Annotated in this window: 1 pseudogene; it reads left to right on the forward strand. The window is 80.8% G+C overall.

Annotated elements, in window-relative coordinates:
• Positions 1 to 261: pseudogene (locus JNW98_RS23245) on the forward strand (hypothetical protein); the annotation flags it as partial.

Below are 261 nucleotides of genomic sequence, written 5' to 3' on the forward strand. Positions count from 1 at the left end.
AGGAGGCGGCGGACGCGCCGAGCACGTCGACCGAGTCCTGGACCCCGCCCTCCGTTCCGCAGGCGTCCCTGCCGCCGCTGCCGCCGGACTTCCGCCCGGCCGAGCCCGCCGACGGCCAGGCGGTCGCTCCGGCCCCCTGGGCCTCGCAGGCGACCCCGCAGGCGAGTCAGCAGGCGACTTCGCAGGTGAGCCCGCAAGCAACGCCGCCGCAGGCCCCGGCGATGCCGCCGATGCCGCCCGCCGCGCCGCCCGCGCCCCCGG

The organism is Streptomyces huiliensis, assembly GCF_020037025.1.
Classification (GTDB): domain Bacteria; phylum Actinomycetota; class Actinomycetes; order Streptomycetales; family Streptomycetaceae; genus Streptomyces; species Streptomyces huiliensis.